General features: G+C 57.1%; 2 pseudogenes. Both read right to left on the bottom strand.

Annotation, left to right across the window (positions count from 1 at the left end):
• Window positions 1–228: pseudogene (locus TR36_RS15410) on the bottom strand (RNA polymerase sigma factor region1.1 domain-containing protein); the annotation flags it as partial.
• Window positions 229–236: 8 nt separating this feature from the next.
• Window positions 237–430 (bottom strand): annotated as a pseudogene (locus tag TR36_RS15915) (peptide ABC transporter substrate-binding protein); the annotation flags it as partial.

Below are 430 nucleotides of genomic sequence, written 5' to 3'. Positions count from 1 at the left end.
CGTCGCGAACCTCGANTGCCCATTTCGGACAGCATCGCCATCATATCCTCGATCTGGTCCGANGATACCTGATCGGNCGGGATGACCTNGTTGANGTNGTTCNTAGGTAATGTAGCCCCGCTCGCGTGCTTCAGCGAGCATCCGTTTGACGGCTGCCTGGCTCAGGTCCAGCNAGGATTCATTTTCCTGATCCTCTGGTTTGCCGTCGTCGGTATTGTTGCCTGCCATGGTCACTCCTAGATGATGGGCAGGTAGAATGTGCCCAGATAGGGAGAGACGTGCAGCGCATCAGCCAGGTTCGCCTTGACGTAATCCATCTGTTCGCCCGGTACGTCGGAACAGATCGAGACTTCGCTGGCCTGGAAGCGGCGCATACAGGCCGAGATATCGTCGAAGGGGATCCAGTTGACCCGATCGATGGCCACCTTGT

It is taken from the genome of Falsirhodobacter sp. alg1 (assembly GCF_000739715.2).
Taxonomy (GTDB): domain Bacteria; phylum Pseudomonadota; class Alphaproteobacteria; order Rhodobacterales; family Rhodobacteraceae; genus Falsirhodobacter.
The sequence above is the reverse complement of the archived record's forward strand: the minus strand, read 5'-3'. Positions and strand labels throughout refer to the sequence as shown.